Here is a 26,427-nt window from a genome sequence, read left to right as displayed (position 1 = left end):
GCGGTCATCTTGATCGAAACGGTCGCCATGACTAGCTGATGCCTGCTAGTTTCCCAGGTGGCAGCACATTTACGAGCGAGCACTCAGGTTTGGTACCAGACCTTTGCCGCGGACTCCGCAGGTGGGTGACCCGGCCGTTGACAAACCGGCCGGTCGGTTTTATCTTTCGGACATCGCTGGACCAGCGACCCGCACGGGCCGGTCCCAGCCGCCTCGGGGGAGGCGGGCGCGGCCGCTGGTCGGAGGACCTGCAGTGGGGAGTGGGCGCATGCCGGGTTCCGAGCCGATCGCCGTGGTCGCCATGGCCTGCCGGTTGCCCGGCGGGATCGACACCCCGGACGCCTTCTGGCGCCTGCTGGCCGACGGCGGCGACGCCATCGAGCCGTTCCCGGCCCGCTGGGACGGCCTCGACCTGCACGACGCCGCCGTCCACGACGGCGGTTTCCTGCACGACGCCGACCGCTTCGACGCCGCCTTCTTCGGGCTGTCCCCGCTGGCCGCGCAGGCCATGGAGCCCGAGCGGCGCATCGCGCTGGAGGCGGTGTGGGAGGCGATGGAGCGCGCGGGGATCAGACCCGACGCCGACATCGGCCTCTACCTCGGCGCCACCGACTACCTCGACCGCGGTGTCGTGCGCGGCAGGCACCCTGGCGGACTGGCCGCCCGCGTCGCCGCCACCATCGGCCTGCGCGGCCCGGAGACCACAGTGGACACCGCGTGCTCGTCGTCGCTGGTCGCGATCGACCTCGCCGTGGCCGCGCTGCGGGCCGGGGAGTGCGCGGTCGCGGTCGCGGGCGGGGTCACAGTCATGACGACCCCCTCGGCCTACGTGGACGCGCCCACCGGCAACGCCCCGGACGGGCGGTGCAAGAGCTTCTCGTCGGACGCGGACGGCACGGGCTGGGCCGAGGGCTGCGGCGTCCTGGTGCTCAAGCCCCTGGCCGCCGCGCTCGCCGACGGCGACGACGTCCTCGCCCTGCTGCGCGGGTCGGCAGCGGGCCCGCACGACCAGGAGTCCGTGCTGCGCGCCGCACTGGCCGACGCGGGACTGTCCGCGGGCGACATCGACGCGGTCGAGGCGCACGGCGCGGGCGACGCCGACGGCGACGCCGAGGAGGCCGCCGCGCTGGCCGCGGTCCACCGGGACCGGGACCGCCCGCTGTGGCTCGGCTCGGCGAAGTCGAACGTCGGGCACACCCAGGCGGCCGCGGGGGTCACCGGGGTCATCAAGGCCGTCCTGGCGCTGGGGCACGAGGTGCTCCCGCCCTCGGCGCACTCCGCCCGGCCCGCCGGGCTGCCCGGCGAGCTGACGCTGCTCACCGGGCCGGTGCCGTGGCCGCGGGGCGCGCGGCCGAGGCGGGCGGGGGTGTCCGCGTTCGGGCACGGCGGGACCAACGCGCACCTGATCGTCGAGGAGGCGCCGCGCCCCCGGCCGGTGGCGCGGGACGAGCCGGACGCGACGGCGTACCCGGTCGTGCTGTCCGGCCACGACGAGACGGCCGTCCGCGCGCAGGCGCGCAGCTGGGCCGACCACCTCGCGGGCGAGGAGGCGCGGGTGCTCGACGTGGCCATGACCGCGGCGCTGCACCGCACGTCCTTCGGCGTGCGGGCGTGCGTCACCGCCTCCGGCCGCGCCGAGCTGATCTCCCGCCTGCGCGACGTCGCCGACGGGATCGTGCTGCCCGAGCGGGCCGCCGACGGCGGGCTCGCCATGGTCTTCACCGGCCAGGGCGTGCAGCGGCCGGACACCGGACACGCGCTGCGCGCGGCGTTCCCCGTGTTCGCCGAGGCGTTCGACGCGGTGTGCGCGGAGTTCGACCCCGACGTCCGCGCTGCCGTCCTCGGCGGCGGCGACGCCGTCGCGCACGACCCGGGGATCGCGCAGCCCGCGCTGTTCGCCGTGCAGGTGGCGCTGTTCCGGCTGTGGGTGTCGTGGGGCGTGCTGCCGTCGGCGGTGACCGGGCACGCGGTGGGCGAGCTGGCCGCCGCGCACGTCGCGGGCGTGCTGTCGCTGCCGGACGCGGCCCGGCTCGCGGTCGCCCGCGGGCGGCTGGCCGGGGCGTGCCCCGGCGGGGCGATGGCGGCGGTCGGGCTGTCCGAGGCGGACACGATCGACGCGGTGTCCGATGTGGACGTTGCGGTGGTGGGGTCGGGCGACCCGGGCGAGACGGTCGTCGCGGGGCCGGAGCACGCGGTGCTGGAGGCGGTCGACCGGGTCAGGGCGCTGGGGGTCCCGGTGCGGCGGCTGACGGTGGCCTCGGCGTACCCGGGCCAGGGCGCCCTGCTCGCCGAGTACGGCGCGGTCGTGCGCTCGTGCACCTGGCAGGCGCCGGAACTGCCGCTGGTCAGCGCGATGACCGCCGAGTGGATGGGCCCGGACCTCGCGCCCGGCGACGGCGTGCGCGCCCCGGGCTACTGGATCGACCAGCTCGGCGGCGCGGTGCGCTTCGCCGAGGCCATCCGGGTGCTCGAGGACGCCGGGATCGGCGGCTACCTGGAGTGCGGCCCGGGTCCGGTGTGGACGGCGACCGCGCTGGCCTGCCTGCCCGCCGACTCGCCGAGCCGGTTCCTGCCCAGCCTGTCCGGCGACGACGAGACCCGCGACGTGCTGGCCGCGCTGGGCGCGCTGCACGTGGCCGGGCAGGAGGTCGACTGGGCCAGCGTCTTCGCCGGGCGCGGCGCGCGGCGGGTGGCGCTGCCGCCGTACGGGTTCCAGCGCGAGCGCTACTGGCTGCCCGTCGCCCGCTCCGGCGGCGACCTGCGGCCGGTCAGCCCGGAGGCGCTGCCGCACCCGTGGCTGGACGCGGTGACCAGCACCGCCGACGGCGAGGGGCACCTGTTCACCGGGCGCCTGTCCGTCGCGGCGCACCCGTGGCTGGCCGACCACCGGCTGTTCGGGACGATCGTGGTCCCGGGCACCGGGTTGGTGGAGCTGGCCGCCGCGGCGGCCGACCAGGTGGGCGCGGCCGGGATCGGCGAGCTGTCGCTGGCCCGCCCGCTGGTGCTGCCGCCCACCGGCTATGTCCGGCTGCGGGTCACCCTGGGCGCGGAGGCGGCCGGGCTGCGCCCGATCGCGCTGTACTCCCAGCCCGAGGACGCCTCGGACGGCTGGACCCTGCACGCCGTGGGCACGGTCGTCACCGAGTGGGCCGAGCACGAGCCGGGGTGGGACTCCTGGCCCATGGCCGACCCGGTGTCGGTGTCCGGGCTGCACGCGCGGCTGGTGGCGCAGGGCCTGGTCTGCGGGCCCGCGTTCCGGGGGCTCACCGAACTCGGCCGGGTGGGCGACAGCGCCTATGGCGTCGTGCGGGTGCCCGAGCAGCTGGAGGGCGACTTCGACGGCGTCCACCCGGCGCTGCTCGACGCCGTGCTGCACGCGCTGGCCGCGCTGCGGCCGACCGGCGGGCTGCTGATGCCGGTCGCGTGGCGCGGGGTGACGCTCTACGGCTCGTCGGGCTCGCACCTGCGGTTCCGGCTGGACCTGGTCGACCGGGGCGAGCACAGCGTGGCCCGGCTCTGGGTGACCGACGACGAGGACATGCCCGTCGCGCACGTCGACGAGCTGCGGCTGCGTCCGGTCACCGCCGAGCAGGTCCGCGCTGGCGACCCGGCCCGGCACCTGTACCGGGTCGACTCGGTCCCGGTCGTCGTGCCGCCGTCGGCCCCCGGCGCCACCTGGACCCTGGCCGACCTGCCCGCGCTCGCCTCGGCCCCGGCCCCGTCGCGGCTGGTGATCGAGGTGCCGAGGGCGGGCGGGGCGGACGTGGCCGCCGCCGTCCGGGCCAGCGTCGTGGGCGCGCTGGACGTCCTGCAGGCGCTGCTGGCCGATCCCCGGCTGGCCTCGACCGAACTGGTCTGGGTGACCCGAGGCGACCTCGCCGCCGCCCCCGTCCGCGGGCTGATCCGCGCGGCCAGGGCCGAGCACGGCAACCGGCTGCGCCTGATCGACGCGCCGCCGGGCGCGGACGTGACGGCGGCGCTCGCGGTGACCGACGAGCCGGAGCTGGTCGTCCGCGACGGCGTCGTGCGGGCGGTGCGGCTGGCCCGCGCGGTCGCCCCCGACGCCCCGCCGCGCCCGCTCGGGCCCGCGGGCACGGTCCTGATCACCGGCGGCACGTCGAAGCTGGGCAGGCTGGTGGCGCTGCACCTGGTGCGCCGGTACGGCGTGCGGCACCTCGTGCTGACCTCGCGCAGCGGCCCGTTCTCGCCGGGGGCGGCCGAGGTCATCCGGGAGCTGATGGACGCGGGCGCGCAGTCGGTGCGGGTGCCCGCGTGCGACGTGGCCAACCGCGCGGACCTGGAGCGCGTGCTGGCCGGTGTGGACCGCAGGCTGCCGCTGCGCGGGGTGTTCCACCTCGCGGCGACCGGCGAGGACGCGGCGCTGACCGACCAGACGGCCGAGCGGATCGACCGGGTGCTGGCCCCGAAGGTGGCCGGGGCGCTGCACCTGGACGCGCTGACCTCGGGGATGGACCTGTCGGCGTTCGTCCTGTTCTCCTCAGCGTCCGGCGTGCTGGGCGCGGCGGGCCGGTCCGCGCACTCGGCGGCGAACACGTTCCTGGACGCCCTCGCCGAGGACCGGCGCGGCCGGGGCCTGGCCGGGTCGAGCCTGGCCTGGGGCCACTGGTCGGCCCTGCCCGGCCCGGACGGCGCGGCCACCGAGGGCGCGCTCACCACGCCCGAGGCCCTCCGCCTCCTGGACGCCGCGCTGGCCCGCGCGGACACCCACCTGGTACCGGCCAAACTGGACATGCCCAGCGGCGCGGAGACCCCGCCGCTGCTGCGGTCGCTGCACCCCGGCCGTTAGCCACACGATCGGGTGAGGCGGCTAACGGCCCGGCCCGCCGCCCGCGAAATCCCCAGCGGACGGACGTTGGGGGTGGTCCCGGTGAACCGAGCCCGGTCGGTGGGCCTGGTGGTCGCGGTCGCGCTGCTGACGGGCTGCCGGGGACACCCCGGCCTCGACGACGGGCCCACGCTCCGGCCGCCCGCGTCGCCCGCGTCACCCGCGTCGACCGTCGCTCCACCGGCGCCCACGCGGGTCGTCCCAGCGGCGCCCACGCGGATCGACGGCCCGCCGGGAACGGGACCCGAGGAGATACCGGGAGTGCCGAACCCTCCGTCGAGGTCTGTTCCGCCGTCATGCCCGCGATACTGCGGCGACCCGGACGCCGCCGAGCCCGGGGAGCGGCCGCCTGACGAGATCCCCGGGGTGACGGTCGTCCCCACGCTCCCGGCCCCGTCCGGGGTCGACGCCACGGAGGCGCCGTGAGCGAGAAGGAGGACGTGCGGGGTCTGCTCGAACTCGTCGGGCTCGTGGTCGCGCCCGTGACCGCGGTGACCGCCGTGCTCATGTACTTCGGGTGGAACCGGCAGAACGCGATCTACGGCTACTTCGGCGTCGACCACGCGGTCCTGAGGTTCTCCGCGCAGGACTACCTGCTGCGCAGCGTCGGCGTCGTGTTCAAGCCGCTCGCGGTCGTGCTGGGCGTGCTGGTGCTGCTCGTCGCCGTCCGGCGGGTGGCCGGTCGGCTCGACGCCGTGACCGTCCCGCTCGGGCGCGGGGTCAGGCTCCCCGCGGTGCAGGCGGTCAGGATCGGCGTCGCCGTGATCGCGCTCGTGTGGGCGGTCTCGGCGCTGGCCGGGCACGCCGAACCGCTGACGGGCGCGCTCGCCCTGGCCCTCGCCGCCGTGCTCGGCGGTCCGCCGCTGCACGGGACCGAGCGGCCGTTCCGGGGACGCGTCCTGGTCGGCTCGGTGGTGGCGTTCGCGGTGTTCTGGGCGGCCGCCGTCCACGCTGGCCGGGGCGGGACGGCGCTCGCCGAGCACATCGACCGGAACCCCGGCGCCCAGCCCGCCCTCACCGTCTACAGCACCGAGCGGCTCACCCTGCCCGGCGAGACCGTCGTCGGCCCCTCGACGTACCGCTACACGGGACTGCGCCTGCTGTCCTACGCCAACGACCGCTGGGTCGTCATCACCGGCCGCGACCCCGAGCGCGGCAGGCTCACGCTGACGCTGCTGCGCGACACCGACCGCGTCCGGGTCGAGGTCACCGACTAGACGGTGCGGGGGAAGCCCAGGTCGACCCCGCCGTGGCTGGGATCGGGCCAGCGGGTGGTGACGACCTTCGTGCGGGTGAAGAAGTGCACGCCGTCGGGGCCGTAGGCGTGGGTGTCGCCGAACAGGGAGTCCTTCCAGCCGCCGAAGCTGTAGTACCCGACGGGCACCGGGATGGGGACGTTCACGCCCACCATGCCGACCTCGATCTCGTTCTGGAACCGGCGGGCCGCGCCGCCGTCGGCGGTGAAGACCGCCGTGCCGTTGCCGTAGGGGTTGGCGTTCACCAGGTCCACCGCCGCCGGGTACGACGGCACGCGCACCACCGACAGCACCGGGCCGAAGATCTCGTCGGTGTAGACCGACATGTCCGGCCGGACCCGGTCGAACAGCGTGGGCCCCAGCCAGAAGCCGGAGCCGTCCACCGCGCGCCGCCTGCCGTCGACCACCAACTCCGCGCCCTCAGCGACACCGGCGTCCACATAGGACGCCACCCGGTCGCGGTGGGCGGCGGTCACCAGCGGGCCCATGTCCTCGCCCATCCGCAGCGCGTCGACCCGGGTGGCGATGCGGCCGACGAGGTCGTCGGCGATGCCGCCGACCGCGACGACCACCGAGATCGCCATGCAGCGCTCGCCCGCCGAGCCGAAGCCAGCGGACACCGCGGCGTCGGCGGCCAGGTCGAGGTCGGCGTCGGGGAGCACGACCATGTGGTTCTTCGCCCCGCCCAGCGCCTGGACGCGTTTGCCCGCGCGCGTGCCCGTCTCGTACACGTGCCGCGCCACCGGGGTGGAGCCGACGAACGACACTGCCCGCACGTCCGGGTGCGTCAGCAGGCCGTCCACCGCGGCCTTGTCGCCGTGCAGGACGTTAAGCACGCCGTCGGGCAGCCCGGCCTCGGCCCACAGCCCGGCCAGGAAGTTCGCCGCGGACGGGTCCTTCTCCGACGGCTTGAGCACTACCGCGTTCCCGCACGCGACCGCCGCGGGCACGAACCACAGCGGCACCATCGCCGGGAAGTTGAACGGCGAGACCACCGCGACCACGCCGAGCGGCTGCCGGATCGAGTGCACGTCCACCCCGCGCGAGGCGTTCTCGCTGAAGCCGCCCTTGAGCAGGTGCGGGATCCCGCAGGCGAACTCCACCGCCTCCAGCGCCCGCGCCACCTCGCCGCGCGCGTCGTCGGCGACCTTGCCGTGCTCGGCGGAGACGATCGCGGCCAGGTCGTCCCCGCGCCGCCGCAGCAGCGCCCGGAACTCGAACAGCACCGCCGAGCGCGCGGCCAGCGAGGCGTCCCGCCAGCCGGGGAACGCGGCGGCCGCCGCGGCCACCGCCTCGTCCACTTCGGACTGCCCGGCGAAGTCGACGCGGCCGCTCACCGCGCCGGTCGCCGGGTCGAACACCTCCCCGGAGCGCTCGGCGGTCCCCGTCCACGGCTTGCCGGAGATCCAGTGCGTGATCCTCACAGCGCCTCCACCGCCCCCCTCAGCGCGTCCAACGCCTCGTCGACCTCGTCGGCCGTCACCGTCATCGGCGGCGCCAGCCGGATCACGTTGTTGTGCAGGCCGCCCTTGCCGACCAGCAGCCCGCGGGACCGGCAGCCCTCCAGCACCGCGACCGCCGCGTCCGGCGCGGGCTCGGTCCCGCCCGGCCGCACCAGCTCCACACCCACCATCAGGCCCTTGCCGCGCACGTCCCCGATCCACGGCGAGGCCACCGACCGCAGCCCGGCCAGCAGCCGCGCGCCCTGCTCGCGGGCGTTGGCCTGCAGGTCGTGCTCGGCGATGTAGTCGAGCACGGCCATCGCGCCCACGGTCGCGACCGGGTTGCCGCCGAAGGTGGAGATCGAGTTGGCGGTCAGGCAGTCCATGACCTCGGCGCGGGCCACGACGCCGCCGATGGCCAGGCCGTTGCCCAGCCCCTTGGCGAAGGTCATCATGTCCGGCACGACGCCGTGCGCGCCGATGCCCCAGAAGTGCTCCCCGGTGCGCCCCCAGCCGGTCTGCACCTCGTCGGAGATCAGCAGGATGCCGTGCTCGGCCAGGACCTCGGCGAACGCCCCGTACAGCCCGTCCGGCGGCACGGTGAACCCGCCGACGCCCTGGATCGGCTCGACGATCAGGCACGCGACGTCGCCTGCGGTCATGGTCTGGATGACCTCGCGCAGGTCGTCCACGCACGCCTTGATGTAGTCGGCGTCGGACAGCGCGGCGAACGGGCCGCGGTACCGGTAGCCGCCGTGCACGTGCGCGACCCGGACCGGCGACAGCGAACTCGCCGACCAGCCGCGGTTGCCGGTCACGCCGACGGTGGCGAAGGCGCGCCCGTGGTAGGAGTTGCGCAGCGCCAGCACCTGGTTGCTGCGCCGGTACTGGGTGGCCAGCATCAGCGCCGTCTCGTTGGCCTCGGTGCCGGAGTTGGTGAAGAACACCTTGGCGTCCGGGATCCCCGACAGCGCCGCGATCCGCTCCGCCAGCTCCACCTGCGCGCGGATCAGGTAGAGCGTCGAGGTGTGCAGGATGCCGCTGTCGAGCTGCTTGCGGACGGCGTCGGAGATCTCCGGGACGTCGTAGCCGATCGCGTTGGTCAGGATGCCCGCGAAGAAGTCCAGGTAGCCGCGGCCGGTCGAGTCGGTCACCCGGCGCCCGTGCCCGCTCACGATCTCCAGCGGGTCGGCGTAGTAGAGGGCCAGCCAGTTCGGGAGCACGGCGCGGTGGCGCTCGACGAGGGTCATACCCCCGGAGTGTGCTGGGCCGGGCACGGGCGCGCCAACGGACAGACTGCACGCCGATCACCCTGTGCGCCTTACAGTTTGTGCGACACTGTGTCGGGTGTACCCGACGGTCTCGGACGCCATCGCGCTGCCCGTCGTCCGGGCGGGCGGGCCCGAGGTCGTGGCGGGCGCCGCGGGCCTCGACCGGCGGGTGCGCTGGGTGCACGTGGCCGAGGTCGCCGACATCGCCGCCCTGCTGCGCGGCGGGGAACTCGTCCTCACCACCGGCATCGCCCTGCCCGACGACCCGGACGGGCTCACCCGCTACGTCGACGACCTCGCCGCCGCCCGGGTGGCAGGCCTGGTCGTCGAGCTGGTCCGGCACTGGCGCGGCGCGCTGCCGCCCGCGCTGACCGCCGCCGCGGAGCGGCACGGCCTCCCGCTGGTCACCCTGGCCAGGGAGACCCGGTTCGTGGCGGTCACCGAGGCCGTCGCCGGGCTGATCCTGGACGCCCAGACCGCCGAGCTGCGCGCCGCCGAGCAGATCCACGAGACGTTCACGGCGCTGACCGTCGCGGGCGCCGAGCCTGCGGAGGTGCTGCGCGAGGCCGCCCGCGCGTCCGGGGCGCCGGTCGTGCTGGAGAACCTCGCCCACGACGTGCTGGCCTACGACACCGCCGGGCTCGACCCTGGCGACGTGCTGGCCGACTGGGCGCGCCGCTCCCGCGCGGTCGCCGTCGCCGAGCGCACCGGCTACCACGCCGGGGCGGGGTGGCTGGTGACGGTCGTCGGGGCCCGCGGCCAGCACTGGGGCCGTCTGGTGCTGCTGTGCCGGGGCGAGCCCGCGCACAGCCAGCGGGTGATCGCCGAGCGGGCGGCGTCCGCGCTCGCCGTGCACCGGCTGGTCGCGCGCGACCAGGAGACCCTGGAACGGCACGCCCACCGGACCCTGCTCGCCGACCTGCTCTCCGAGTCCGGCGCGGAGATCACCGCCCACAGCGCCGCGCTGGGCGTGCCGCTGGAGCACCGCAGGCTCGTCGGCATGGCCGTGCGCCCGCGCACCCGGCCCACCGGCCGCTCGATGGCCACCCACGAGGTCCTGCGCGACCTCGCCGAGGCCACCGCGCTGGCCGCCCGCCGCGCCCGGGTGGCCGCGCTGGTCGGGATCGTCGACGACACCAGCGTGCGGGCGCTGCTGTCGCTGACCCCGCAGGCCGTCCCCGACGCCGTGCTCGCCCGGCTGGCCGCCGAGACCCACCAGGCCGCGGCCGTGCCGGTGGTCGTGGCCGTCGGCTGCACCGTCGCCACCGCCGCCGACGCCCGCCGCAGCCTGGTCGAGGCCGCCCAGGTGGCGCAGGCCGTCCGCGCCCCGGGCGAGACCTACCACCGCCTTGAGGACGTGCGGCTGCGCGGCCTGCTGTACCTGCTGGCCGGGGACGAGCGGGTGACCGCGTTCGCCGAGCGCGAGCTCGGCCCGCTCCTGGCCCGCGACGCCACCCACGGCAGCCGCCTGGTCGAGGCGCTGCGGCACTTCTGCGCCCACGGCGGCAACAAGTCCGCCGCCGCGGCGGCCGCGCATCTGTCCCGCACGGCGTACTACCAGCAGCTCGCCCGGGTCGAGCAGGTGCTGGGCGTGTCGCTGGAGGACCCGGAGTCGGTGCTGTCCCTGCACGTGGCCCTGCTCGCCATGGACGTCGACTGACGTCACGGGGTCACCGGGGCCGTCAACCGACGTCAACTGACACAGTGTTCGGGTTGGCGATCAACGGCGAACACTGTGACGCTCGCCACAGCGTTCCCGGCCGTCCCACGATGCCTGGACGGGCCGATGAGAGGAGACACCTTGATCGTGCGAGCGGGGCTGGTCCAACAGCGGTGGACCGGCGACAAGGAGTCGATGATCGCCAACGCGGTCGCGGCCATCGCCACGGCGGCGTCCCAGGGCGCGCGGGTGGTGTGCCTGCAGGAGCTGTTCTACGGCCCGTACTTCTGCCAGGTCCAGGACGCCGACTACTACTCCTACACCGAGGCCATCCCGGACGGCCCCACCACGCGGCTGATGTGCGAGGTGGCCGAGCGGCACGGCGTCGTGCTCATCGTGCCGATGTACGAGCAGGAGCAGCCTGGCGTCTACTACAACACCGCCGCGGTGATCGACGCCGACGGCCGGTACCTGGGCAAGCACCGCAAGAACCACATCCCGCAGGTGAAGGGCTTCTGGGAGAAGTTCTACTTCCGGCCGGGGAACCTGGGCTACCCGGTGTTCGACACCGCGGTCGGCCGCATCGGGGTCTACATCTGCTACGAGCGGCACTTCCCGGAGGGCTGGCGGGCGCTCGGGCTGGCCGGGGCGTCGATCGTGTTCAACCCGTCGGCGACCAGCCGGGGGCTCTCGGAGTACCTGTGGCGGCTGGAGCAGCCCGCCGCCGCGGTCGCCAACGAGTACTTCGTCGGCACGATCAACCGCGTCGGCGTGGAGCCGCTGGGGGACAACGACTTCTACGGCCAGTCCTACTTCGCCGACCCGCGCGGGCAGCTCGTCGGCGCCGCGGCGTCGGACACCGAGGAGGAGGTCGTGGTCCGCGACCTGGACATGGACCAGCTCGCCGCGGTCCGCGACCTGTGGGCGTTCTACCGCGACCGCAGGCCGGAGACCTACTCCCCGCTGACGGAGGCGTGATGCGCACCCTGATCCGCGGCGGCACCGTGGTCAACTCCGGCGGCCCGTTCCCCGCCGACGTGCTGGTCGACGGCGAGACCATCGCCGCGGTCGCCGCGCCCGGCCTGTTCACCGACGCGGACACCGTCATCGACGCGACCGGACGCTACGTGCTGCCCGGCGGCATCGACGCCCACACCCACATGGAGATGCCCTTCGGCGGGACGTCGTCGTCGGACACCTTCGCCACCGGCACCGCGGCGGCCGCGTGGGGCGGCACGACCACGATCATCGACTTCGCCGTGCAGGCCAAGGGCGCCTCGCTGCTGGCCACCCTGGACAGGTGGCACGAGAAGGCGGGCGGGCACTGCGCCGTCGACTACTCCTTCCACATGATCGTCTCCGACGTCAACGACACCTCGCTCAAGGAGATGGAGTCCTGCGTCGCCGCGGGCGTGAACAGCTTCAAGATGTTCATGGCCTACCCCGGCGTCTTCTACGCCACCGACGGGGAGATCCTGCGCGCGATGACGAAGGCGCGGGAGACCGGCGCCATGGTCATGATGCACGCGGAGAACGGCATCGCCATCGACCAGCTCGTCGCGCAAGCGCTTGCCGACGGGCGCACCGACCCCGTGCACCACAGCCTGACCCGCCCGCCGGAGCTGGAGGGCGAGGCCACCCACCGGGCGATCGCCCTCGCCGCGGTGACCGGCGCCCCGCTCTACATCGTGCACCTGTCGTCCCGGCACGCGCTGGACGCGGTGACGGCCGCGCGCGACAGCGGGCAGAACGTGTTCGCCGAGACGTGCCCGCAGTACCTGTTCCTGTCCATCGAGGACATGGCGCGGCCGGACTTCGAGGGCGCCAAGTTCGTCTGCTCCCCGCCGCTGCGCCCGGCCGACCACCAGCTGGACCTGTGGCGCGGGCTGCGCACGAACGACCTGTCGGTGGTCTCGACCGACCACTGCCCGTTCTGCTTCGCCGGGCAGAAGGAGCTGGGCCGGGGCGACTTCTCCAGGATCCCCAACGGGATGCCCGGCGTCGAGCACCGGATGGACCTGCTGCACCAGGGCGTCGTCCGCGGCGAGATCTCGCTGTCGCGCTGGGTGGAGATCAGCGCGACGACGCCAGCGCGGATGTTCGGGCTGTACCCGCGCAAGGGCGTGGTCGCGCCCGGGTCGGACGCCGACCTCGTCGTCTACGACCCGACCGCCACCCAGGTGCTCTCGGCGGCGACCCACCACATGAACGTCGACTACTCCGCCTACGAGGGGATGGAGCTGGTCGGCCGGGTGGAGACGGTGCTCTCGCGCGGCTCGGTCGTCGTCGCCGACGGCGCGTTCCACGGCCGCGAGGGGCACGGCCGGTTCCTGGACCGCGATCTCTGCCAGTACCTGCGCTGAGAGGGGTGCGCCATGGAGTTCGGCGTGGTGCTGCAGACCGACCCGCCCGCGCGCGACGTCGTGCGGCTGATGGCCGAGGCCGAGGAGCGCGGCTTCCGCTACGGGTGGACGTTCGACTCGTGCGTGCTGTGGCAGGAGCCGTTCGTCATCTACTCCCAGATCCTCGCCCAGACGTCGGACCTGGTCGTCGGGCCGATGGTGACCAACCCGAGCACGCGCGACTGGTCGGTCACGGCGTCGCTGTTCGCGACCCTGAACGACATGTACGGCAACCGGACCGTCTGCGGCATCGGCCGGGGCGACTCCGCGCGGCGGGTGATCGGGCAGAAGCCCGCGTCGCTGGCGGTGCTGGCCGAGGCGATGCACGTCATCCGCGAGCTGGCCGAGGGCCGGGAGGCGGTGCTGCACGGCGCGCCGGTGCGGATCCCGTGGGTGCGGGAGGGCCGCCTGGAGGTCTGGATGGCCGCGTACGGGCCGCGCGCGCTGCGGCTGGTGGGGGAGCAGGCCGACGGGTTCATCCTGCAGTGCGCCGATCCCGCGATCGCCCGCTGGACCATCGAGTCGGTGCGCGCCGCCGCGGCGGCGGTCGGGCGCGACCCCGGCGGGATCACGGTGTGCGTGGCCGCGCCCGCGTACGTCGGCGACGACCTGGCCCACCAGCGCGACCAGCTGCGGTGGTTCGGCGGGATGGTGGGCAACCACGTCGCCGACCTGGTGGCCCGCTACGGCGAGTCCGGCCCGGTGCCCCGCGAGCTGACCGACTACATCCGCGGCCGCGACGGGTACGACTACTCCCACCACGGCAAGGCGGGCAACCGGTCCGCGGACTTCGTGCCGGACGAGATCGTCGACCGCTTCTGCCTGCTCGGCCCGGCCGCCGCGCACAAGGACCGCATCGCCGAACTCGCCGACCTCGGCGTCGACCAGTTCGCCCTGTACCTCATGCACGACGACAAGGAGGCCACGCTGCGCGCTTACGGCGAACGCATCGTGTGAATCGGTTTACCCGACACGTTCTCGTCACCTGGATGAGTGTCACTCGTTAGTGGGATGTCACAGTCAGCTCCCCGGCTGGAGGTCCCACCCATGCCCGGTCCACGCCTGCGCGTCGGAATCGCCGCGCTCGCCCTCATCCCCGCACTGGCCGTGTCCACACCGGCCGCCGCCGACGGGCCGCTGGCGCGCGTGTCCGCCTCGCTGGCCGGGGTCCTCGACGCCGCGCTGCCCGGCCAGGCGATGACCGTCCTGGTCCACGGCACGTCCGCGGCGGCAGCCGCCGACGCCGTGCGGCAGGCGGGGATGACCAGGGTGACCGCGTTCGAGCGCATCGGCGTGGAGGTCGCGCGGGGCACCGCGGCCCAGGTCGCGGCCGTGCGCGCGCTGCCCGGGGTGACCTATGTGGAGAACAACGACCCGATCGAGTTCTTCGCCAGCTCGGGCACGGCGGCGACGACGTCGCGCCAGGCCCAGCAGACGCTCACCGGCGCGAACGGGCGCAGGCTCGCGGGAAGCGGCGTCACCGTGGCCGTCATCGACTCCGGCATCGACCCGACCCACCCGGCGTTCCGCGGCGACGACGGCCGGACCCGGGTGGTGCGCAACCTCAAGAGCGTCTGCCTGGACGGGTCGACCGCGGGGACGTCGTGCGTGATCGACCTGCCGACGGTCATCGACACCGACACACTGGCGGTCGGCGGCCACGGCACGCACGTCAGCGGCATCGCCGCGGGCCGCGACTACACGCTGGGCGACGGCACGGTGGTGGGCGGCTCGGCGCCGGACGCCAAGATCGTGTCGATCTCCACGGGCGCGGTCATCCTGATCGTGGGCGCGGACTCGGCGCTGAACTGGGTGCTGGAGAACCACGCCGCGCCGTGCGGGGCGGGCGTCCCGGCGTCGGTGTGCCCGCCGATCAAGGTCATCAACAACTCCTACGGCCCGGTCGGCGGCGGCCAGTTCGACCCCGAGTCGGCGACGGTGAAGCTGCAGCGCGCGTTGGTCGCCGAGGGCGTGGTCGTGGTGTGGGCCAACGGCAACGACGGCGGCGACGGCTCGGCCAGCCTGTCCAACCCGCCCGGCCAGGACCCGACCCCGGGCGTGCTGTCCGTGGCGTCGTACAACGACCAGGGCACCGGCACGCGCGACGGCGCGGTCTCCGACTTCTCCTCCCGCGGCGCGGCGAACGACACCTCGACCTGGCCGGACATCTCCGCGCCGGGGGAGGACATCGTGTCGGCGTGCAGGCTGTACCTGCCGATCTGCGCGACCGGCCTGCAGCCGGTGAACGGGCCCGGGCTGCTGGACCTCGGGACCTACAACGTGATCAGCGGGACGTCGATGGCGGCCCCGCAGATCGCGGGCATCGTCGCCCAGCTCTTCCAGGCCGACCCGACCGCGACCCCCGCGGAGGTCGAGGCCGCCCTGAAGTCCACCGCCCACAAGTTCACCGACGGCGCGGCCTACCAGCCGGTGGGCGCGTACACGTCGAGCTTCGACAAGGGCACGGGCCTGGTGGACACGGTCGCGGCGGTGAACGCCCTGGTGGGCTGACGACCGCTGCCTGGCGGACGCCGTGGGAGGCGGGGCTTCCACGGCGTCCGCCCTCTCATCCCCGGGTGTCCAGATAGGACAGGAGCGCGGCCGACCCGCGGAGGCGGGCGAGGCTCTGGTGGTGGACGTCGCGGTCGCGGCGGGCGAGTTCGGCGCGGGCGCGGGTGGGGTCGCCGGTCGCGCGCAGGGTCGTGATGACGGCCTCGATGATGGGGAACGGGTAGTCGCCGCGGCGCAGGACGGCGATGAGGTGGGCGATGCGCTGCTCGGCGGGGTCGTAGACGCGGTAGCCGGTGCGGTCGCGGGCCGGGACGAGGAGGCCGCGGGACTCCCATTGGCGCAGGACCGGGGTCTTGACGCCGATGTCGCGGGCGAGGTCGCCGATGCGCACGTCGGGCCGGGTGGGCGGAGTCGGGGTGGCGGCCACCTCGGCGAAGGCTGCGGTGGCGGCGGCGATGTGCGCGCGCTCGCGGGCGAGTTCGGCGTGACCGGAGTCGACGAGGGCGAGCGCGACGGCGGTCTGTCCGGTGTGGACGGCGTTCATGATCTCCCGCGCTGCGCCCCAGCCGTGCCCCGCGGCGAGGGCGCGGGTGGTGACGAGGGCGTCGGCGTGGGCCTGCGTGAAGACCCGGTAGCCGTTGGGCGCCCGCTCGGCCGGGGGCAGGAACCCCTGGTCGAGGTAGTTGCGGACCTGCTGCGGCGTGACCCCCGCGATGCGGGCCAACTCGACGAGACGGGGCACGGGCGGGATTCTACGGTCACTTGAGGGTTTGCCGGGATGTGGACGTGGTCAGTGCGGAGAAAAGTCTCAAACAGCAGGTCAATGAGACAATTGAACCTGTGACCGAACAGGAAGTGATCAGGCAGCTCCTCGACCTCGACGGCGTCATCGCGATGGAGAACTCCGGCGACACGTTCCTCATCTACGACCCCCACGGCGACGTCCCCTACAACCGCCGTTTCCCGTTCGCCACGGTGGTGACCGGGGACAGGTACGACAAGGCGTCCGATCTGGACCGCCCAGGCGCCTTCCGCCTCAACCTGGGCCTGACCAAGCAGACGTTCCGCACCCTGTTCCCCGCAGCGGCCCCGGTCACCCACACGGTGGACGACCAGGTCATGCCGCATCCCGTCTACGCCCCCCAACACTGGGTCTGCGTGGTGAACCCTTCGAGGGAGACCTTCGAGCAGGCGCGCCCGTTGATCCAGGAGGCGTACGACTTCGCCGCCCGCAAGCACCGCAACCGCCTGACCCCGAACCGCTAGCCCTCGGCCGGGCCCGCTGCCCAGCACCTGGGGGAGTGGCAGCGGCCAGACCGCGCACCGCCGGCCAGGCCGCTGTGCTGGTGGTGAGGCCGCCACCTAGGTAGTCAGCCGGCTGTGCTGGGGGTGTGGCCGCCACCTAGGTAGTCAGGCGGCTGCGCTGGGGGTGTGGCCGCCGTGCTGTGGGCGTGGCGCTGTGCTGGCAGCTGGGCCGCCCGCGCTAGGGGTGTGGGCGCTGTGCTGGCAGCTGGGCCGCCCGCGCTAGGGGTGTGGGCGCTGTGCTGGCAGCTGGGCCGCCCGCGCTAGGGATCTAGGCGTCGTGCTGGCGGTCTGGCCGCCGCGCTGGTGACTAGGTCGCCGTGTTCGCGTGGCGGCTGTGCTGGTGGTGTGGGTGCTGGTTGGTGGTGTGGGGGTTGTGCTGGTGGTGTGGGTGCTGGTCGGTGGCGTGGCGGCTGTGCTGGGGCCTGGCGTGGCTGTCCCGCTCCGCTGGCTGCCAGGCCAGCGCCATCAGAGACGGGGACCGGCAACCGGCTCCCGGGCGCCTTGTCCCGAGTCGGGTTCCCGGCGGTGGTGGCGGCCTCGCTGCCACCTAGCTTCTCGACGCACAAGGCCGTACTGGGGCGACCGGGGGCGGTCCCGTGGACCGCTGGCGCGGGTCAGTGGCCCAGAGCGGCCAGGGCGGCGGTCACCGCGGCCTCGCGGAGGTCGTCGGCGGGGACGTCGCGGAAGTGGATGGTGCAGTCCTGGAGGCCGCCCAGGGCGACGACCGCCCTCGTGGCGGCCTGGAGGTCGGCGTGGTTGCCCACCAGCAGGGTGGCGAGGCGGCCGCGCCAGGTGAGGACCGTGTCGATGAGGTCGAGTTCGACCAGGGTGCTGGACTCGGTCAGCAGCAGGATCGTCTCGTTGCGGTGGCGGTAGTGGAGGTCGAAGTAGCCCTCCAGGAGTCCGCGGGGGGTCGGGGGGTCCGCCTCCTGCGCGCGGACGAACTCCTCGCCCTCGTCGATCAGGGGCTGGACGATGCTGCGGACCAGCGCCTCCCGGGAGGCGAAGTGGTAGTACAGCGCGGGCTTGGTGATGCCCAGGCTGTCGGCGATCTCCTGGAGGCTGGTGCGCTGGACGCCCTTGCGGGCGAAGAGCTCGCGGGCCGCGTCCTGGATGCGGGTTCGGGTGTCGCTGGTCATCACGGGGGAGCGTAATCGACTTAACGGTTGGTAAGCTGACGACAAGAGCTTACCGACCGTTAAGTAAGTGGGGGAACCATGCGAGTGCTTGTCTCCGGCGCCAGCATCGCCGGGCCGGTGGTGGCGTACTGGCTGGTCAGGTACGGGTTCGAGGTGACCGTCGTGGAGCGGGCGCAGCGGCTGCGCAAGGCGGGCGGCCACGCGGTCGACCTGTTCACGCCCGCCATCGACATCTCCGAGCGGATGGGGGTGCTCGACGAGATCCAGGCCAAGGCGACCGGCATCGACCGGATGGTCGTGCACCGCCCGGGCTCGGCGCGGCCGGTGGGCGTCGACATCGGCAAGGTGTTCACCGCGATCAGCGACCGCCACGTCGAGGTCATGCGCGACGAGCTGAGCGAGATCTACTACACGGCCGCCCGCGATGACGTCGAGTACGTCTTCGGCGACTCCATCACCGCCATCGACCCCGACGGCACGGTCGCCTTCGAGCGCGGCGCGCCCCGCCGGTTCGACATCGTCGTCGGCGCCGACGGCCTGCACTCGAACGTCCGCTCGCTCGTGTTCGGCCCCGAGAAGGACTTCACCGACTTCATCGGCGCCTACCTCGCCGTCCTGTCGATGCCCGGCCGCCACGCCGACCCCGGCGTCTTCACCGGCCACTTCCGGCCCGACCGCGTCGTCGGCGTCTACGGCGACCGGCACGGCGGCGACGCCCGCGCGGTGTTCCTGTTCCGCTCCGACCCGCTGGAGTACCACTACCGCGACACCGACCGCCAGAAGGCGCTGCTGCGGGCGGCCTTCGCGGGCATGGACCCCATGGTCGACGCCTGGCTCGGCGAACTCGACGCGGGCGGCGCCTTCTACTTCGACTCCATCACCCAGCTGCGCATGGACACCTGGAGCCGCGGCCGCGTCACCCTCGTCGGCGACGCGGGCTACTGCCCCGGCCCCGCGGTCGGCGGCAGCACCAGCCTGGCCGTCCTCGGCGCCTACACCCTGGCGGGCGAGCTGGCCGCGGCGGGCGGCGACCCCGAGCGCGCCTTCCCCGCCTACGAGCGCGCCATGGCCGACCCGGTGCGGGCCAGCCGCGCCTTCGCCCGCGGCGCGGCCAGGAGCCTGGTGCCGACGTCCCGGTTCGGCGTGTGGGCCCTGGTCAACGGCTCCCGCCTGGTCGCCGCGCTGCCGACCCCGATCGCCAGGGCGCTGGCCAGGCTCAACACCAAGGGCGTGCGGCTGCACGACACGATGGAGGTCAAGGACTTCAGCGGCGTCTGAGCCTCAGAGCTCGGGCAGATCCTGGGCCCGGCCGACGAGCGGGGCCAGCGGGTCTCCGGTCTCGCGCAGCCGATCGACGACCGTGCGGATGGTCCAGCGGTCGGGGCGCAGGTCGGGGTCGTCGAGCTCGTCCCAGGCGATCGGGACCGAGACCGGCGCGTTCGGCCGCGGGCGGGCGCTGAACGGGGCGACGAGCGTCTTGTTGATCGCGTTCTGCGTGTAGTCGAGGCGGGCGAGGCCGCCGCGGCGGTCGCGGTACCACTGCCAGCTCACCAGCTCCGGGCGGACGCGCCCCACCACCCGGGACAGCTTGCCGACCCATTCGCGGGTGTCGTCGAAGGTGTAACCGGCGCGGATGGGGACCCAGATCTGGACGCCGCGCTGGCCGGTGACCTTCGGCATGCCGTCGACGCCCAGGTGCGCCAGCCCGGCCCGGTAGAGGCGGGCGAGGTCGAGGATGTCGGCGAAGGTGGTGCTCTCGCCCGGATCGATGTCGATCAGCGCCCAGGTCGGCTGGTGGACGTCGGGCAGCCGGGAGGTCCACGGGTGCAGCTCGATCGCGCCGAAGTTGGCCATCCAGACCAGGGCGGCGACGCTGTCGAGCACGGCGTAGCACTGGGTCTCGTCCGCGTCGGCCTCGGTGTTGTGCCAGCGGGTCAGCCAGTCCGGCGCGTGGTCGGGGACCTCCTTGTGCCAGAAGCCGGGCCGGTCAACGCCGTCGGGGTAGCGGTGGGTGTTGACCGGTCGGCCCTCCACATAGGGCAGCAGATACGGGGCGACGACCGCGTGATAGCGGATGAAATCGCGCTTGGTGACCGGTGGATCGCCGGGGAACAACTGCTTGTCCAGGTTGGTCAGGCGCAGCCGCCGCCCGCCGATGGCCCACGTCCCGGTCGCGCCGAGCCGGTCGAGCGCGGCGAGTTCGTCCGCGTCGGCTTCCGACCAGGCCCTGACGCCGGTTCCCACGCAGGCGGGCTACCCGCCCGGGACCCCTCCGACACGCGGAACGGGGGGAAGGGCGGCTCACCCTTCCCCCCGTTCACCGGCCGCTTAGGCCTGGCCGCGCCGCATGCGGGCCAGCCAGATGCCGCCGCCCGCGATGCCCGCGAGCAGGGCGAGCACGCCCAGCCACGGGAGCGCCGACGAGGACGGCGTCACGCCGCCGCCGGTCTCCGGCGCGCCGAGCGGGACGATGGACCCGTTGCCGTGGCCGTTGCCGCCGTTGCCGTTTCCCGGCGGGGTGGTGTCAGTGGTCGACGTGCCCGGGGTGGTGGTCCCCGGCGTGGTCGTGCCCGGCGTGGTCGTCCCGGGGGTGGTGGTGCCCGGGGTCGTGGTGCCGGGGGTGGTCGTGCCCGGCGTGGTGGTGCCGGGAGTGGTGGTTCCCGGGGTGGTGGTCCCCGGAGTCGTGGTCCCCGGCGTGGTGGTCGACGGCGTCGTCGTCGAGACCGTCGTGCTGGGGGTGGTGTGCGTCGTGCTGGGAGTGGTGTGGGTCGTGCTCGGGGTGGTGTGGGTCGTGCTGGGAGTGGTGTGCGTCGTCGTGCTGGGCGTCGTGGTGCCCGGCGTCGTGTGGGTCGTGCTGGGGGTGGTGTGCGTGGTGGTGCCCGGCGTGGTGTGGGTGGTGGTGCCGGGCGTCGTGTGCGTGGTGGTGCCCGGAGTCGTCGTTCCCGGCGTGGTGGTCCCCGGCGTGGTGTGCGTGGTGGGGGTGGTCGTCGTCGTGCACTGGCACGGCTGCGACGGGTTGGGCGGGTTCGACGGGGTCGGCTGGCACTCCCGGTCGCACGGGGAGGGGTTCTCGCACTGTCCCTCGCACGGCTCCGACGGCCCGTGCGGCCCGCACGGTCCCGAGCACTGCCCCGGCGGGTCGCCGGGCTCGCACGGCCCGGAGCACTGCCCCGGTGGGTCGCCGGGCTCGCACGGGCCCGAGCACTGCTGCGGCGGATCGCCCGCCTCGCACGGTCCGGAGCACTGCGATGGCGGGTCACACGGCCCCACGCCGCAGCCGGGCTCGGTGGCGGACGCGGGCAGTGTGCTGACCATGGCGAGCGCGGCCAGAACGCCGAGAGCGGCGAAAAGTCGGCGAGTTCTCACGTATCGCCTTTCGTGGATAGCGGATTCGGTCGGTCGCGTTCTGGACTTTGTCATCGTCAAGCGCAACGCGGACGTTCTACACCGGACAGTCGCCGCATGACACCTCGAAACGTTCGCCAGCGTGTCGGATTTCCCCGGTGGTCCGGCCGAGCAAGCCAACTGGCCGCCACGATTGGTTGATTTTCGATCTCGACACGGTGTTCAACGCCCGTTGTTGATCGCTCTGCGCAGGGATCGGCTCGGGGATCAACTCGACCGGGTGACGTTCTCACTCGATCGGCGATTGTGGACGGAGAAGCGCGGTCGGATTCGAGTAGGTTTCCCCATGCGGACCCCTCATGCGTCAACCGGTTCGCTGATGATCATCCATAGGCTAAGGAGCTGGAGCAGTGCTGAAGAAAGCTGGAATCGTCACGTCCGCTGTCGCGGGACTCATGATGATCGGCGGGACCGCGTTCGCCTGCCCGGGCATGTGCGACGACGACTGGGACGGCCCGAGCACCATCGACCGCGACGACAACATCGAGCAGGTCGGCCTGGTGAACGTCGACGACGTCGACATCCTGGAGAACGTCAACATCCCGATCTGCGCGACCAACAACAACATCGCGGTGGGCCTGGTCGCCGTCGCGGCGAACCTGCTCAACCCGACCGAGTTCGACCGCTGTGTCGAGGGCACGATCTGGACCGGTGACGAGGTCTCCGACTGACCGCCCGCCCGCTGCGGAAGCGGGTGAGCGCCCCCCGGGCTCGTGGCCACGCCGAGCCCGGGGGGCTTTTCCCTTTTCAGGGGGCCAGAACCGCGTAGACGATCACATTGGACAGATAGCGGCCGTTCGCCGGGTCGAATGCCCCGCCGCAGGTGACCAGCCGCAGTTCCGGCCGTTTCGTCGGCCCGTACACGCGGGTGGACGGGAACCGGTCCTTCGCCACCGTCTCCACCTCGCGGACGACGAACCGCAGCGATTCGCGCTCCTCGGTCGTCACCACGATCTCGTCGCCGGGCCGCGCCTCGGCGAGCCGCAGGAACACCCCCGCCCGCCGGTAGGCGTTCACGTGCCCGAGGATCACCGCAGCGCCGACCTCGCCGGGCCGCGCGCCGAGGGCGTACCAGCCCGCCTGGCCCGGGGTCCGCAGCGGCGGCACCTCGACGTGGCCGTCCGGCTGCAGTCCAAGGTGGACGAGCGAGGAGCTGATCCCCAGGCGCGGGAAGCGGACCTCGGCGGGCACGGCGACCTCGGGGCGCGCCTTCACCGCGATGGCGGGCGCGGGCTCGGTCCACGGGACCGGCGCAGCCACCACCGGCTCCGGCCTCGGGGCGACGCCCGATGCCGTCGCGGCCACCAGCACGGCGATGACCGACGCTCCACAGCAGACTCGACGCGGCAGCACGGGAGCCAGGGTAAGGATCCGCTGGTCGACCGGCAAATCACCGCTACCATGGGCGCCCCGACCGAGTAGGCAGGAGGACCGAGGATGACCGGGCCGCGCCGGGTGGTCGACCACGAGCGCGTCGTCGTCGGCGCCTGCCGGTTCTTCCTGCGGAACGCGACCGTGGAGATGGACCGGCTGGCGGCGAGCCTGGCGATCAGCAGGGCCACCCTCTACCGGGTCGTGCACACCCGCGACGGCCTGCTCGGGGACGTGCTCTGGCGCCTCGGCGACCGGCTGCTGACCACGGCCCGCCGCTCCCGCCTGCGCGGCGGGGTCGACGGGGTCCTGGAGGTGACCCGGCTGTTCACCGCGCAGCTGCGCGCCGCGGGCCCCTTCCGGGCGTTCCTGCTGGCCGAGCCGGAGACCGCGGCGCGGGTGCTGTTCAACGCGGCGGGCGGGGTGCACGCGCGCGCCGTGGCCGCGCAGCGGGAGATCCTCGCCGAGGCGGGCGCGTGGCCCGCCGACCAGCTCGACCAGCTGGCCTTCCTCTACGTCCGGATCGTCGAGTCCGCGCTGTACGCGGAGCTGTTCGGCAGCCGCGGCGTGGACCTCGCGCTGGCCGAGCGCGCCGCGCGGGCCCTGCTGACACCCTGAGACGGCCGTCGCACGCTCGCGCCGGGTTCTGGTCCCCGCCCCGCGTCCGTCGCTACGTTCGGCGCACGTCGAACCAGGGAGACCCCATGACGCTGTGTCGACGGGCGGCCGCCGCGGTGTGCGCCCTTGTCCTGCTCCCGATCACCGCGACCGCCGCGGCGGCCGACCCGCCCGGGCTGAGCGGGCCCCTGCCCGGCGCGGTGCCCGGCGACCGGCTCGCCGACGACATCGCCGAGACGTATCCGTTCTTCTCCACGCCGTTCGACCTGCGGGCGGCGGGATACGTCGAGGAGGAGTTCCACCTCTCCGGGCTCGCCGACGGGTGGTCGACCGACGGCGCGCCGGTGGCCACCGACGTGCCCTTCACGACCCGGGTCATCGTGCGCAGGCCTGCGGACCCGCGCCGCTTCAGCGGCACCGCGCTGGTCGAGTGGCAGAACGTCACCGCGGGGTACGACCTGGACGCGCTGTGGAACGCCGAGGCCGTCACCCGCGCCGGGCACGCCTGGGTCGGCGTGTCCGCCCAGCGCGTGGGCGTGGACCACCTGCGCGGCTGGAGCCCGGCCCGCTACGGCGGCCTCGACGTGACCGGCGGCGGCCGGTTCACCGGGGACGAGCTGTCCTACGACGTCTTCGCCCAGGCGGGCCGCGCGGTGGGCGACGCGCTGGGCGCGCGGACGCTGCTGGCCGTGGGCGCCTCCCAGTCCGCGTCCCGCATGACGGTCCTCTACGACAAGGTCCTCCCGCAGGTGGAGCCGGTCTTCGACGGGTACGCGTTCGTGGTCGGGCCCGCGCCGACGCGGCGGGGCGCCGAGCCGGTGTTCCAGGTGCTGTCGGAGACCGACGTCCGCTCGGCGCGCCGCCCGGCCGACACCGACCGGTTCCGCCGCTGGGAGGTGGCGGGCGCGGCGCACTCCGGCCACGAGGGGCAGGTCTACCGGGCGCCGATCTCCGAGCGCGACCTCGGCGGGGCGCCGACGTACGACTGCGACCGGCCGCCGTTCAGCCGCGTGCCCATGCACCACGTCACCGCCGCCGCGTACGACCACCTGCGGCGCTGGGTCGAGCGCGGCGTCCGGCCGCCGGTCGCCGCGCCGCTGGCGTTCGAGGCCGACGGGGTGACCAAGCGGCGCGACGCGCTCGGACTGGCCGTGGGCGGCATCCGGCTGTCCCAGGTGGCGGCGCCGACGGCCCTGAACACCGGGGACAACAGCGGCGAGTCGTTCTGCTTCCTCTTCGGCTCGCACGAGCCCTTCGACGACGACCTGCTGGCCCGCCTCTACCCGAGCCCCGGCCGCTACGCGGCGGCCGTCGTCGCCGCCGACCGGGCGAACATCCGGGCCGGGTACCTGCTGCCCGAGGACGCCTGGGCGAACCGGGAGGCTCCGGTGGTGTTCGTGCACGGGCAGCAGGGGTCGGCGCAGCAGTGGCAGTCCCAGGCCAAGCGGTTCGCCGTCAACGGCCACGACCCCGACCTGCTGTCCGCGTTCGAGTACGACACGACCGTCCCGACGAACGACCACGCCGTGTCCGGCCTGCGGGCGCACATCGCCGACGTGCTCGCCCGGACCGGGGCGGAGAAGGTGGACGTCGTCGCGCACTCCCGGGGCACGACGGTCATGCACGCCTACCTCGCCGACCCCGCCCGCGCCGCGACCGTGCGCCGGTACGTCAACGTCGACGGCCGGTCGAGCGCGGCGCCGCCGGGCGACGTCCCGACGCTGGCTCTGTGGGGCAACCTCCAGCCCGGCGGCTCGATCGGCGGTGCGGTCAACGTGCGCCTGACCCACCTCGGGCACACCGAGACGACGACGTCGGCGGAGAGCTTCGGGCACATCCACGCCTTCCTGACCGGTCGCGCGCCCGTCACCACCGCCGTGCTGCCCGAGCCGCCGGGACGGGTCGTGATCGCGGGCCGGGCGGTGCTGTTCCCGCAGAACAGCGGGGTCGCCGGGACGCTGGAGGTGTGGCGGGTCGACCCGCGCACCGGCGCGCGCGAGCACCGGCGCCACGCCGTCGCGCTGGCGGCGGACGGGTCGTTCGGGCCGCTGCGGGTCAACGGGCGCGAACACTACGAGCTGGCGCTCGTGCGCCCGGGACTGCCGGTCCACCACTTCTACTTCGAGCCGTTCGAGCGCGACGACCGGTTCGTGCGGCTGCCGGTGTCCGGCCCCGGCGGGATCGGCGACCACGTGGACCGCTGCGCGGGCCACACCGCCGTCACCGTCACCCGCAACCGGGAGTGGTGGGCGGGCGCTGACCGGCTGCGGATCGGCGGGGTGGACGTGCTGACCCCTGCACATGCGCCGCCCGTGCGGCAGGTCATCGCGGCCTTCGCCTTCGACGACGGCTGCGACGGCGTCACCGACCTGGCCGCCCCGCCGCACCCGTTCGGCTCGCTGCCCTTCCTCACCGCCGCCGACCTGCACGTCCCCGCGTCGCCGCAGGCCGACGGCACGGTCGCGGTCGCCCAGACCCCGCGCGGGGAGGCCCGGACGCGGACGGTCAACGTCCCCACCTGGCCGTCGGACGCCCACGGCGTCACCGTGCAGTTCAGCGACCACGCGAGGGTGGTTTCGCCCTGACGCCCAGCGGGCACGTCAATAACCGGATAGACCGGTGGGCGAAGGTGGTGTGCCGTGGACTTCCGAGGACTGAACAGGCACGAACAGCGCAGGCTGGACGACATCGAGCGGCACCTGCTCGAGGAGGCTCCCGAGGTCGTCGCCGCGTTCCAGACCGCCCCCGTGCCCTCACCCGACCACGGCAGCCGGATGGTGCTGGTGGTGCTCGCGGCCCTGATGGCCGTCGTCGGGCTGTTCGCCGACGCCCCGCTGCTGGTGGTGTGCTCGATGGCGGGCGCGACGACGGCCCTGCTCGCCCCGTCCCCGCGCCCGCGCTCGGGCGTGGCGAGCGCGGGCCAGTCGTGGGGCGCGGCCCCGCCCGTGGCCTGACCGTCCACTGTGCTCAGTCGACCCCGATCGCCCCGCCGCGCAAGTCGCCTGGCCGACGCGATCGGGTGATCCGCACGCGGTTCTGATTCCGCTCGGTTCGCCATAAAAGGCGCTATTGACTCGTACAGGTGACATTCTCACCCGATTGGCGATTGTGGACGGAAATGTCCGGCCGTCATCGAGTAGCTTTCCGCTGCGGACATCGTGATCTGTCAAGGTGCTCCGTTGGTGATCATCATAGAAGTGT

Annotated in this window: 20 protein-coding genes; 14 read left to right on the top strand and 6 right to left on the bottom strand. The window is 74.0% G+C overall.

All coding sequences use genetic code 11. The features are described 5' to 3' along the window. Window positions 1–268 precede the first annotated feature (268 nt). A complete protein-coding gene (locus Actkin_RS26555) occupies window positions 269–4,807 on the top strand; it encodes a type I polyketide synthase (RefSeq protein ID WP_258904670.1) in 4,539 nt (1,512 codons plus the stop codon). A gap of 461 nt (window positions 4,808–5,268) precedes the next feature. After that, complete coding sequence (locus tag Actkin_RS26550; RefSeq protein ID WP_258904669.1) at window positions 5,269–6,063, top strand: hypothetical protein; 795 nt, start codon at window positions 5,269–5,271, stop codon at window positions 6,061–6,063. On the opposite strand, the gene Actkin_RS26545 is transcribed toward Actkin_RS26550, so the two are convergent. Next, entirely contained in the window at window positions 6,060–7,526 is a 1,467-nt protein-coding gene (locus tag Actkin_RS26545; RefSeq protein WP_258904667.1) for a CoA-acylating methylmalonate-semialdehyde dehydrogenase, read from the bottom strand. The genes Actkin_RS26550 and Actkin_RS26545 overlap by 4 nt on opposite strands. Then, window positions 7,523–8,794, bottom strand: a complete 1,272-nt coding sequence (locus Actkin_RS26540) for an aspartate aminotransferase family protein (protein ID WP_258904666.1) — start codon at window positions 8,792–8,794, stop codon at window positions 7,523–7,525. Before Actkin_RS26540 ends, Actkin_RS26545 begins: the two co-directional genes overlap by 4 nt. Window positions 8,795–8,891: 97 nt before the next feature. On the opposite strand from Actkin_RS26540, the gene Actkin_RS26535 reads away from it, so the two are divergent. The 5 genes from Actkin_RS26535 (at window position 8,892) to Actkin_RS26515 (ending at window position 15,388) form a co-directional block, all read left to right on the top strand. Continuing rightward, entirely contained in the window at window positions 8,892–10,475 is a 1,584-nt protein-coding gene (locus Actkin_RS26535; protein ID WP_258904665.1) for a PucR family transcriptional regulator, read from the top strand. A 126-nt stretch (window positions 10,476–10,601) separates the two neighbouring features. Further along, entirely contained in the window at window positions 10,602–11,453 is an 852-nt protein-coding gene (locus Actkin_RS26530; RefSeq protein ID WP_258904663.1) for a nitrilase-related carbon-nitrogen hydrolase, read from the top strand. Further along, entirely contained in the window at window positions 11,453–12,838 is a 1,386-nt protein-coding gene (hydA, locus tag Actkin_RS26525) for a dihydropyrimidinase (protein ID WP_258904662.1), read from the top strand. Before Actkin_RS26530 ends, hydA begins: the two co-directional genes overlap by 1 nt. 12 nt (window positions 12,839–12,850) lie before the next feature. Continuing rightward, on the top strand, window positions 12,851–13,834 hold the full coding sequence (locus Actkin_RS26520) for a TIGR03842 family LLM class F420-dependent oxidoreductase (RefSeq protein WP_258904661.1): 984 nt from the start codon (window positions 12,851–12,853) through the stop codon (window positions 13,832–13,834). A 90-nt stretch (window positions 13,835–13,924) separates the two neighbouring features. Continuing rightward, window positions 13,925–15,388 (top strand): S8 family serine peptidase, encoded by a 1,464-nt coding sequence (locus Actkin_RS26515; protein WP_258904660.1) that lies wholly within the window; start codon window positions 13,925–13,927, stop codon window positions 15,386–15,388. A gap of 55 nt (window positions 15,389–15,443) precedes the next feature. On the opposite strand, the gene Actkin_RS26510 is transcribed toward Actkin_RS26515, so the two are convergent. After that, on the bottom strand, window positions 15,444–16,130 hold the full coding sequence (locus tag Actkin_RS26510; RefSeq protein WP_258904659.1) for a MerR family transcriptional regulator: 687 nt from the start codon (window positions 16,128–16,130) through the stop codon (window positions 15,444–15,446). Between the two features lie 98 nt (window positions 16,131–16,228). On the opposite strand from Actkin_RS26510, the gene Actkin_RS26505 reads away from it, so the two are divergent. Then, the gene (locus Actkin_RS26505) at window positions 16,229–16,654 is read left to right on the top strand and encodes a DUF6194 family protein (RefSeq protein ID WP_258904658.1); all 426 of its coding nucleotides are present in this window, start codon (window positions 16,229–16,231) and stop codon (window positions 16,652–16,654) included. 653 nt (window positions 16,655–17,307) lie between these two features. Here the strand turns inward: Actkin_RS26505 and Actkin_RS26500 are convergent. Next, window positions 17,308–17,832, bottom strand: a complete 525-nt coding sequence (locus tag Actkin_RS26500) for a TetR/AcrR family transcriptional regulator (protein WP_189214026.1) — start codon at window positions 17,830–17,832, stop codon at window positions 17,308–17,310. A gap of 78 nt (window positions 17,833–17,910) precedes the next feature. Between Actkin_RS26500 and Actkin_RS26495 the strand changes: the two genes are divergently transcribed. Then, window positions 17,911–19,110, top strand: coding sequence for an FAD-dependent monooxygenase (locus Actkin_RS26495; RefSeq protein WP_258904657.1), 1,200 nt, complete (start codon window positions 17,911–17,913; stop codon window positions 19,108–19,110). A 3-nt stretch (window positions 19,111–19,113) separates the two neighbouring features. On the opposite strand, the gene Actkin_RS26490 is transcribed toward Actkin_RS26495, so the two are convergent. After that, the gene (locus Actkin_RS26490; RefSeq protein WP_258904656.1) at window positions 19,114–20,076 is read right to left on the bottom strand and encodes a DNA polymerase domain-containing protein; all 963 of its coding nucleotides are present in this window, start codon (window positions 20,074–20,076) and stop codon (window positions 19,114–19,116) included. A 283-nt stretch (window positions 20,077–20,359) separates the two neighbouring features. On the opposite strand from Actkin_RS26490, the gene Actkin_RS26485 reads away from it, so the two are divergent. Continuing rightward, window positions 20,360–21,298, top strand: coding sequence for a hypothetical protein (locus Actkin_RS26485; protein ID WP_258904655.1), 939 nt, complete (start codon window positions 20,360–20,362; stop codon window positions 21,296–21,298). A 289-nt stretch (window positions 21,299–21,587) separates the two neighbouring features. Next, entirely contained in the window at window positions 21,588–21,908 is a 321-nt protein-coding gene (locus Actkin_RS26480) for a hypothetical protein (RefSeq protein WP_189214126.1), read from the top strand. 76 nt (window positions 21,909–21,984) lie between these two features. On the opposite strand, the gene Actkin_RS26475 is transcribed toward Actkin_RS26480, so the two are convergent. Further along, on the bottom strand, window positions 21,985–22,590 hold the full coding sequence (locus Actkin_RS26475; RefSeq protein ID WP_258904653.1) for a class F sortase: 606 nt from the start codon (window positions 22,588–22,590) through the stop codon (window positions 21,985–21,987). An 84-nt stretch (window positions 22,591–22,674) separates the two neighbouring features. On the opposite strand from Actkin_RS26475, the gene Actkin_RS26470 reads away from it, so the two are divergent. The 3 genes from Actkin_RS26470 (at window position 22,675) to Actkin_RS26460 (ending at window position 26,180) form a co-directional block, all read left to right on the top strand. Continuing rightward, entirely contained in the window at window positions 22,675–23,226 is a 552-nt protein-coding gene (locus Actkin_RS26470) for a QsdR family transcriptional regulator (protein ID WP_258904652.1), read from the top strand. Between the two features lie 86 nt (window positions 23,227–23,312). Further along, window positions 23,313–25,811: an alpha/beta hydrolase domain-containing protein gene (locus Actkin_RS26465; RefSeq protein ID WP_258904651.1), complete on the top strand. Its 2,499-nt coding sequence runs from the start codon at window positions 23,313–23,315 to the stop codon at window positions 25,809–25,811. A gap of 54 nt (window positions 25,812–25,865) precedes the next feature. Beyond that, on the top strand, window positions 25,866–26,180 hold the full coding sequence (locus tag Actkin_RS26460; RefSeq protein WP_189214032.1) for a DUF3040 domain-containing protein: 315 nt from the start codon (window positions 25,866–25,868) through the stop codon (window positions 26,178–26,180). The last annotated feature ends 247 nt before the right edge of the window (window positions 26,181–26,427 follow it).

It is taken from the genome of Actinokineospora sp. UTMC 2448 (assembly GCF_024760565.1).
Lineage (GTDB): Bacteria > Actinomycetota > Actinomycetes > Mycobacteriales > Pseudonocardiaceae > Actinokineospora > Actinokineospora fastidiosa.
The sequence above is the reverse complement of the archived record's forward strand: the minus strand, read 5'-3'. Positions and strand labels throughout refer to the sequence as shown.